Raw genomic sequence first — 8,035 nt, forward strand, 5'->3', positions numbered from 1 at the left:
TTTTTGTTTAAAGGAAAATAACCACTAATGCACCGACAATGAAGCAGTAAATGGCAAAGTATTTTAAGTTTCCTCGCGCCATAATGCCCATAAACCACTTTAATGAGAAGTAAGAAGCGATTAATGAGGCAAAGAAAGCTACTGTATAGGGTAGTAATAGCTCAGAAACGTTTGGATCATTTAAGATGTCGCTAATTCCTAATACTGTTACACCTAAGCTCACGGGAATGTAAAGTAAAAATGAGAAACGAAGAGCCGTTTCTTGCTTTGTTCCGCGTAGCATAGCAGCAACAATTGTTGCCCCTGAGCGACTAATTCCAGGGATAAGCGCTACGGCCTGTGCTAATCCAATAATGATAGCGTCTTTTACAGAAAGCGCTGCGTCATTTTTTCGCCCGCGAAGGTTACGAATAATCCAAAGGGCAATACCTGTAGCAATTAAAGCAAAACCAAGCACTTTTAATGATTTTAGATTGGCTTCAATTACATCGCCAAACAGTACACCGATAACGCCTGCTGGAATTGTTCCTATAATTAAATAGATAATAAATTGAAAATCTGATTTCGAATTTGGATCTTTTGTTTTTAAGAACTTAAGGCCATTTACAATAAGTCGAATAATATCTTCACGATAAATAATGAGTACCGCAATGAGAGAAGCTGTATTGACTAAAATTTCAAAACTGAGGCCTTCAATATTTAAACCGAATAAATGTTGAGCTAGTACAATATGTCCGCTAGACGAGACAGGAATTGGCTCTGTAATCCCTTGGAAAAGGCCTAAAAATAAATATTTCAAAAGCAAATAAAATTGTTCCATGCATAAATCCTTTCTACATTTTTAATAGTTAATTTAGATACTTGTTAAAGGTACATATCCCAGTATAAAAAAACTTTGCGCCACTGTGAAGTGAAAAGGGGAATTCCTTTAAATGTAAACGCTTTTTCTAATGTTTTCCTAGTTCATATCCTGATTATGAAATGAAAAACAGGGGGCATAGTATAAGAGAAGAGCTGGATTTTATTAATGAAGGAGGAAGGGAAATGGGACAAAATCGTCATTTTACAGCAGGTCAAAAAGCGCCAAATAATGGTGTTTATATAGAAATTGGTGAAACTGGAAGCAACGTGAATCATCCGAAAAAAGTGAAGTTAAAAGCAGGAGATCGCTTTCCAGAAACGTCTAATGATGATCGTCATTGGACATATATTAGAAAGCCATAATACACAAGTAAAGCCATCTTCTGCAGATGGCTTTACTTGCGTGGGAAAACCATTTTATAATATGAAATAAAGGTCAAAAATAGTCAAAAACGGAGGGGTTTCAATGGATGTAAATAAAATGACGCAAAAGCTTCAGGAAGGAGTTATGAACGCACAATCTGAGGCCATCAAGCGAGGTCATCAAGAAATTGATAGTCTACACTTGCTTTACTCATTGATTCATCAGCCAGATGGAATTGCAGTTCGTATTTTAGAGCACTTACATATTGAAACAGAGAAGTTTGTAAAAAGTGTAGAAGCGGAGCTAGCGAAAAAGCCGTCTGTAACAGGTTCAGGTGTTGAAGCTGGCAAAATATATATTACGTCTGCTCTACAGCAACTGCTCGTTAAAGCTCAAGAAGAGGCAGACGGTTTAAAAGACGAGTACATGGCGGTGGAGCATTTATTTTTAGCCGCTGCTAATGAGGCCTCTACAACTAGCTTGGGAAGGTTATTTAGCCAGTACGGAATCACGAAGCAAAAACTAATGGAAGTTCTGCAAAAAATTCGTGGCAACCAGCGCATTACGAGCCAAACACCAGAAGGCACATATGAAGTTTTAAGCAAGTATGGTCGTGATTTGGTAGCAGAAGTACGAGAAGGCAAAGTAGATCCTGTTATTGGACGAGATCAAGAAATTCGTCGCGTGATTCGAATCCTGTCTCGTAAAACGAAGAATAATCCAGTATTAATCGGAGAGCCAGGCGTTGGGAAGACGGCGATTGTAGAAGGACTTGCACAGCGTATTGTGCGAAGAGATGTGCCGGAAGGATTAAAGGATAAAATGGTGTTTGCTCTAGATATGGGAGCCTTAGTAGCAGGAGCGAAGTTTCGCGGTGAATTTGAAGAGCGTTTAAAAGCGGTGTTACAAGAAGTCAAAAAAAGCAATGGCCAAATTTTATTATTTATTGATGAGCTTCATACCATTGTAGGAGCTGGCCGTACAGATGGAGCCATGGATGCTGGAAATTTACTCAAGCCAATGCTTGCTCGCGGTGAACTTCACTGCATTGGAGCAACAACCCTGGATGAATACCGTCAATATATTGAAAAAGACCCTGCGTTAGAGCGCCGCTTTCAGCAAGTGTTAGTTGAAGAGCCAACGGTAGAAGATACGATTTCTATTCTTCGAGGGTTAAAAGAACGATTTGAAATTCATCACGGTGTAAACATCCATGACCGGGCTCTTGTTTCAGCTGCTGTTATGTCAGATCGCTACATATCTGACCGTTTTTTGCCCGATAAAGCAATTGATCTGATTGACGAAGCGTGTGCAACCATTCGAACAGAAATTGATTCTATGCCAGCAGAATTAGATGAGGTAACAAGAAGAGTCATGCAGCTGCAGATTGAAGAGGCTGCATTAAGTAAAGAAACGGACTTTGCTAGTACACAGCGTCTAACCGCTATTCGGGAAGAAGTAGCGAACTTAACTGAAAAAGCAGACGTGATGAAGCTTCAATGGGAGAAGGAGAAGCAGTCCATTCAAGCTGTCCAAGACGTCAGGGAAAAGCTAGAAAAAGCAAAGCGAGATCTAGAAGAAGCAGAAGGGCGTTATGACCTAAATAAAGCAGCAGAGCTTCGTCATGGACATATTCCAGCCTATGAGAAAGAATTAAAACAGCTTGAGGCCGAAGCTGCAAAAAAACAAGAGTCTCGTTTGCTGCGTGAAGAAGTTACGGAAGAAGAAATTGCAGAAATTGTGGGACGATGGACAGGCATTTCAGTGTCAAAGCTCGTAGAAGGAGAGCGAGAAAAGCTGTTAAAAATGGAATCTATTTTAAAAGCGCGCGTAATTGGGCAGGATGAGGCAGTGTCGCTTGTAACTGATGCGGTGATTCGAGCACGAGCAGGCATTCAAGATCCAAATCGCCCAATCGGTTCGTTTATCTTTCTGGGCCCAACTGGAGTTGGAAAGACAGAATTAGCTAAAACGTTAGCTGAAACGTTGTTTGACAGCGAAGATCATATTATTCGTATTGATATGTCTGAGTACATGGAAAAGCATGCAGTTTCACGCTTGATTGGTGCTCCTCCAGGATATGTTGGCTATGAAGAAGGAGGACAGTTAACGGAAGCTGTTCGTAGAAAACCATACTCCGTGGTCTTGCTGGATGAAATTGAAAAAGCACATCCAGAGGTGTTTAACGTGCTCCTTCAAATGTTGGATGATGGAAGGATAACAGATTCAAAAGGAAAGACCGTTGATTTTAAAAATACGATTATTATTATGACATCGAATATTGGTTCACAAACACTGTTAGAAGGTTTAACAGAAGATGGAAACATTGAGGAGTCAAGTCGAGAACAAGTACTTCAGCAGCTTCGCCAGCATTTTCGACCTGAGTTTTTAAATCGTGTGGATGACACGATTTTATTTAAGCCACTATCAGTGAGTGAAGTAAAATCAATTATTGAAAAGCTTCTTAAGCAGCTTGAAAGCCGTTTGCAAGAAAGACATATTACGCTGACACTAACTGAAGAAGCAAAAAACTACATTGCGAAAGCAGGGTTTGATCCTGTTTATGGTGCGCGCCCGCTTAAACGATTTATTCAAAAGTATGTTGAAACTAAAATTGCTAGGGAATTAATTGCTGGCCATATCACAAATCATAGCGATGTAGTTATTGATAATAGAGGTGAAGAGTTCATTATTGAACAATAAATAAAAGACCATTTAGTGATTGCTAAATGGTCTTTTTGTGCTTTTAAAAAACGAAGTGTATTCTCGTAAGCATTGGAGCTATAGAATCGATCTTTTTAATGAGCAAAAAACTACCTTTGTGAGAATGGATTTTTACTATTGACTATAATTGTAAGCGCTTATAGAATGAGTATAAATTATTGAATTCGCTTTCTTAGCAAAGCACTATTTGGGATCCTAAAAGAAACAACGGACAGTAAATAATTATGCGTATACTTGTTTGGTTTCAAAAGAACTTATACAGATAAAGGAGGAAAGCAATAGTAAACTAGAGAAAGGTGATGCTAACGAAATAAGCGATATTAAGGGATAACAAGCTAATAGCAGAGCACCTAACGAAAGAGTCAACAACGCGCTTTTTTTCATTTCTATAAAGAGGTGAAGAGAAAGCCAGACTAAAATGAAATAAAATGGAATCATACATACGAGCGTAAATAAACGATAGCTATGTAACACCTGCTCGTTTATAAATGAAAAAATTCCGTTGAAAATTACGACCATATATAATATGAAAAAAAATAAGTCGTTAATTTGCACGAAAAGAAGACAAGCTCTTACTTTCATTACTTTGTTTAGCGCTTGTTGAATCAATAGCGTATAAAAAAAAGTAAGCAGCAGTATAAATAGATTCATTAAAGAGGTATAGAAATCATCGAACTGTCTGACAAAAAACAGTATGATGATATGAAAACAGCTAATTGTAAGCGTTACGAAAGTAGATGTTTGCTTCAAAAATATCTCTCCTTCATCAAAATGCACACGACAGAAAATAGAAAAGGGTGTTCATCAATGAATATAGTCACTGTGGGATCATTTATATTCTTTACCGTTTTAGTAGCATATATTTCATATCGCTTTACTCGCGATGAAAATCTTGAAACATCAGAAGGATATTTTTTAGGGGGAAGAAGCTTAACTGGTTGGGTTATTGCTGGGTCTCTGTTATTGACGAACTTATCAACAGAGCAGCTTGTAGGCTTAAATGCGGATGGTTATTCGTTTAATATGTCCGCAATGGGCTGGGAAGTAGGTTCTTCAATCGCTCTTGTATTGGTTGCGTTATTTTTACTTCCACGCTATTTAAAAGGTGGAATTACAACAATTCCAGACTTTCTAGAATCTCGATTTGATTCAGGCACTAAACAGATTGTTACCATTTTATTTTTATTTGGCTATGTACTAAATTTATTACCTCCTATTTTATATTCAGGAGCCACTGCACTAAGCAGCATCTTTAATGTTCAAGGCATGTTTGGAGTTAGTTCAACGACCGCGCTGTGGATTACAGTATGGGGAATTGGAATTATTGGATCAATTTACGCAATATTCGGAGGATTGAAAGCGGTTGCTGTATCAGACACGGTAAATGGCATTGGTTTATTGATTGGAGGATTAATGATTCCATTTTTAGGGCTGATGGCTTTAGGTGATGGTTCACCAGTTGATGGATTCAATAAAATTATGGAAAATACCCCCGAGAAGCTAAATTCAATCGGTGGAGAGAAAGATCCCGTGCCGTTCAGCACGATGTTTACGGGAATGCTACTTGTAAACTTGTTTTATTGGGGAACAGCACAGCATATTATGCAGCGTGCATTAGCTGCCAAAAATCTTAAAGAAGGGCAAAAAGGGTTAATTATTGCAGCATTTTTAAAGCTATTAGGACCGGCATTTTTAATTATCCCTGGTATTATTGCATTTAATATTTTTGGACCAGGACTTCCACCGATGGAAGCGTATCCAAAGTTGGTTAATCATGTATTGCCAACGCCACTTGTTGGTTTCTTTGCCGCTGTATTATTCGGAGCTATTTTATCATCGTTTAACTCAGCGTTAAACTCGAGCGTTACGCTTTTTGTTTTAAATATTTACAAGCCTTATTTTAAGCCAAAAGCTACGGATAAAGATCTTGTAAAAAATGGAAAAATGGTAGGCGTATTCTTAGCTATTTTTGCAATGTGCGTAGCGCCTTTAATTGCAAATGTACCAAACGGATTCTTTGCATATCTTCAGATGGTTAACGGTTTTTATAACGTTCCAATCTTTACGATTGTATTTATCGGCTATGTAACGAAAAAAGTGCCTGCGGTTGCAGCAAAAGTGTCATTAGCTGTATTTATCTCAATCTATGCCGTAACGCAGCTAGTATGGGATACAGGCTTACACTATCTTCACATTTTAGCCATCTTATTCGTTTTATGTAGCGGATTAATGTTTATCATCGGAAAAATTGCTCCAAAGCAAGATCTATATGTGTTAGAAGATCAAAAAGCAGTAGATTTAACCCCTTGGAAGCTTCTGTATCCGATGGGAATTGCAGCGGTTCTTGCAATGTTAGTAGTTTACGCGCTCTTTTCACCAATTGGAATTGCTTCTTAAGACAAAAGAGGCTGGGATATAAATATTTCAGTCAACGAGATATCCGACCGATTGCTAACCTGCAATCGGTCGGATATTTTTTGTTCGTTCCGAAAACAAGTTGAAAAACTGGTGGAATGAAGCGTAAAAGACGACTTCTGCGGGAAAGAGAGAAAGAGCTGGGAACCCGCAGCGAAGCGAACAGGCTGGGATTCTTCCCCGCGGAAAGCAAGTGTCTGGAGCGCAATGTAACAAACTTGTCTCTAGAGAGTAGAGTATTTTACGGGTTGAATGAATATTTCTTATCTTGCATATTGTCGAACGAAGTACTATCCTTTAAGATAATAAGCACAAAGCGTAATTCGATTAGAGGTTAAGGAAAGGAATCGGTTGAATTTATGAAAGAACATGTTGAGCGCGTATATGATGAGGCATATGACTTTATTGATCAAGCACTTCAACAAATTAGAAGCGTTGAATGCACTGAAGAAGCAGATGATGAAATAAAAGAAAAAAGACAGCGTACGGAAATTGCTTTGCAAGCAGCACGCGACATTTTAGAAAATATGATTATTCCGGGTAAGAAACTTACTTTTATTTATGAAAACGGCTCTGTTGTTGTAGAAATACCGGAAAAATAAATGAAAATCCCTTTGTTGTCGAGAATCTTGGACAACAAAGGGATTTTTTTGCTTGTACGATTATTTTGGAAGAATAAAAAGCTCATCAATTGATGCGTTGCTCTTTCGATACTGTCCAGGCGTTATATTTGTGGTTTTACGAAACACCTTCGTAAGGTAATTAGCATTGGCATAGCCGACATTTTCTGCAATCTCTTCAATTGAGTATTTTGTTTGGTTCAAAAGTTCAGCTGCTTTTTGAACCCGCATCTTTGTTAAATATTGAATCGGAGTCAATCCCGTTGTTTGCTTAAATAAGCGGCTGAAGTGATAGCGAGATAAATTTGCTGATTCCGCCATTTCATCTGGGCCGATTTCTTCATGATAATGGTTTCTAGCAAATAAGATAGAGCTAATAATGCTCTCAGGCCAGTCTTCAGTAAAGGAGTCCATATTCTTTACATATTGATAAAGCTCCATTACAAAGCGATAGCACAGGCTTGATGCATAAAATGGATCTGTAATGTTTTTTTCACTTGCTCCCTTATAGATTTGAGCCAGAAGCTGTATCGGTGCTGATTCGGGGTGGAATCGAATGACTGACTGGAACTTTGTTTTGATGTAATCCCAGCATTTTTTCACTTCATCACCATACAACGTTAAAAAGATAAATTCCCAATTTTCACTCTCTTTAGGTAAATAATATCTATAGTCTCCCGGCGTGCTGACAATAAAGGCTTTACCTGCATCTACCTTATATTGAGTTCCGTCTACTTCAATCATTCCATATCCAGACACTGTATATTGAAAAATATATTTCCCTACCTCTTTTCGCTGTTTCCCGCTCCAATTATAAAGAGGAGAGTATACTTCATCCCATCCCACTGACCATAGCTGTGCAACATCACTGGTACGGGATTCGAAGAAACGATAAGCATAGGTAGCATATTCTTTTGTTTGAAATTGTGGTAGCAAATTTTCACCTTCTTTTTTTAAAAATGTTGTTATTTATACTTTAACGTAATCGTTTTCATTTCGCTATATATATTTCACTTTATTTATGAAAATATTAAAAAAGGAGACTGAGACA

6 protein-coding genes are annotated in these 8,035 nt (G+C 38.0%); 4 read left to right on the top strand and 2 right to left on the bottom strand.

Annotation, left to right across the window (positions count from 1 at the left end; translation table 11 throughout):
- Window positions 1–7 precede the first annotated feature (7 nt).
- A complete protein-coding gene (locus BFL01S_RS17710; protein WP_061786502.1) occupies window positions 8–820 on the bottom strand; it encodes an undecaprenyl-diphosphate phosphatase in 813 nt (270 codons plus the stop codon).
- 224 nt (window positions 821–1,044) lie between these two features.
- On the opposite strand from BFL01S_RS17710, the gene BFL01S_RS17715 reads away from it, so the two are divergent.
- From BFL01S_RS17715 to BFL01S_RS17735, 4 genes are all read left to right on the top strand, one after another.
- On the top strand, window positions 1,045–1,224 hold the full coding sequence (locus tag BFL01S_RS17715; protein ID WP_025908175.1) for a YjzC family protein: 180 nt from the start codon (window positions 1,045–1,047) through the stop codon (window positions 1,222–1,224).
- Window positions 1,225–1,327: 103 nt separating this feature from the next.
- Entirely contained in the window at window positions 1,328–3,928 is a 2,601-nt protein-coding gene (clpB, locus tag BFL01S_RS17720) for an ATP-dependent chaperone ClpB (RefSeq protein ID WP_025908174.1), read from the top strand.
- A gap of 828 nt (window positions 3,929–4,756) precedes the next feature.
- On the top strand, window positions 4,757–6,346 hold the full coding sequence (locus BFL01S_RS17730) for a solute:sodium symporter family transporter (protein WP_061786504.1): 1,590 nt from the start codon (window positions 4,757–4,759) through the stop codon (window positions 6,344–6,346).
- A gap of 377 nt (window positions 6,347–6,723) precedes the next feature.
- Window positions 6,724–6,966 carry a hypothetical protein gene (locus BFL01S_RS17735; protein WP_025908171.1) on the top strand — a complete coding sequence of 81 codons (243 nt, stop codon included), beginning with the start codon at window positions 6,724–6,726 and terminating at the stop codon, window positions 6,964–6,966.
- Window positions 6,967–7,026: 60 nt separating this feature from the next.
- On the opposite strand, the gene BFL01S_RS17740 is transcribed toward BFL01S_RS17735, so the two are convergent.
- The gene (locus BFL01S_RS17740; RefSeq protein ID WP_025908170.1) at window positions 7,027–7,920 is read right to left on the bottom strand and encodes an AraC family transcriptional regulator; all 894 of its coding nucleotides are present in this window, start codon (window positions 7,918–7,920) and stop codon (window positions 7,027–7,029) included.
- Window positions 7,921–8,035 lie beyond the last annotated feature (115 nt).

The organism is Priestia flexa NBRC 15715 (assembly GCF_001591565.1).
Lineage (GTDB): Bacteria > Bacillota > Bacilli > Bacillales > Bacillaceae_H > Priestia > Priestia flexa.

Excerpts from the sequence above, each read along its gene's own strand:
- BFL01S_RS17710 (WP_061786502.1), bottom strand. The coding sequence starts at position 820 with ATGGAACAATTTTATTTGCTTTTGAAATATTTATTTTTAGGCCTTTTC.
- BFL01S_RS17715 (WP_025908175.1), top strand. The coding sequence starts at position 1,045 with ATGGGACAAAATCGTCATTTTACAGCAGGTCAAAAAGCGCCAAATAAT.
- clpB (WP_025908174.1), top strand. The coding sequence starts at position 1,328 with ATGGATGTAAATAAAATGACGCAAAAGCTTCAGGAAGGAGTTATGAAC.
- BFL01S_RS17730 (WP_061786504.1), top strand. The coding sequence starts at position 4,757 with ATGAATATAGTCACTGTGGGATCATTTATATTCTTTACCGTTTTAGTA.
- BFL01S_RS17735 (WP_025908171.1), top strand. The coding sequence starts at position 6,724 with ATGAAAGAACATGTTGAGCGCGTATATGATGAGGCATATGACTTTATT.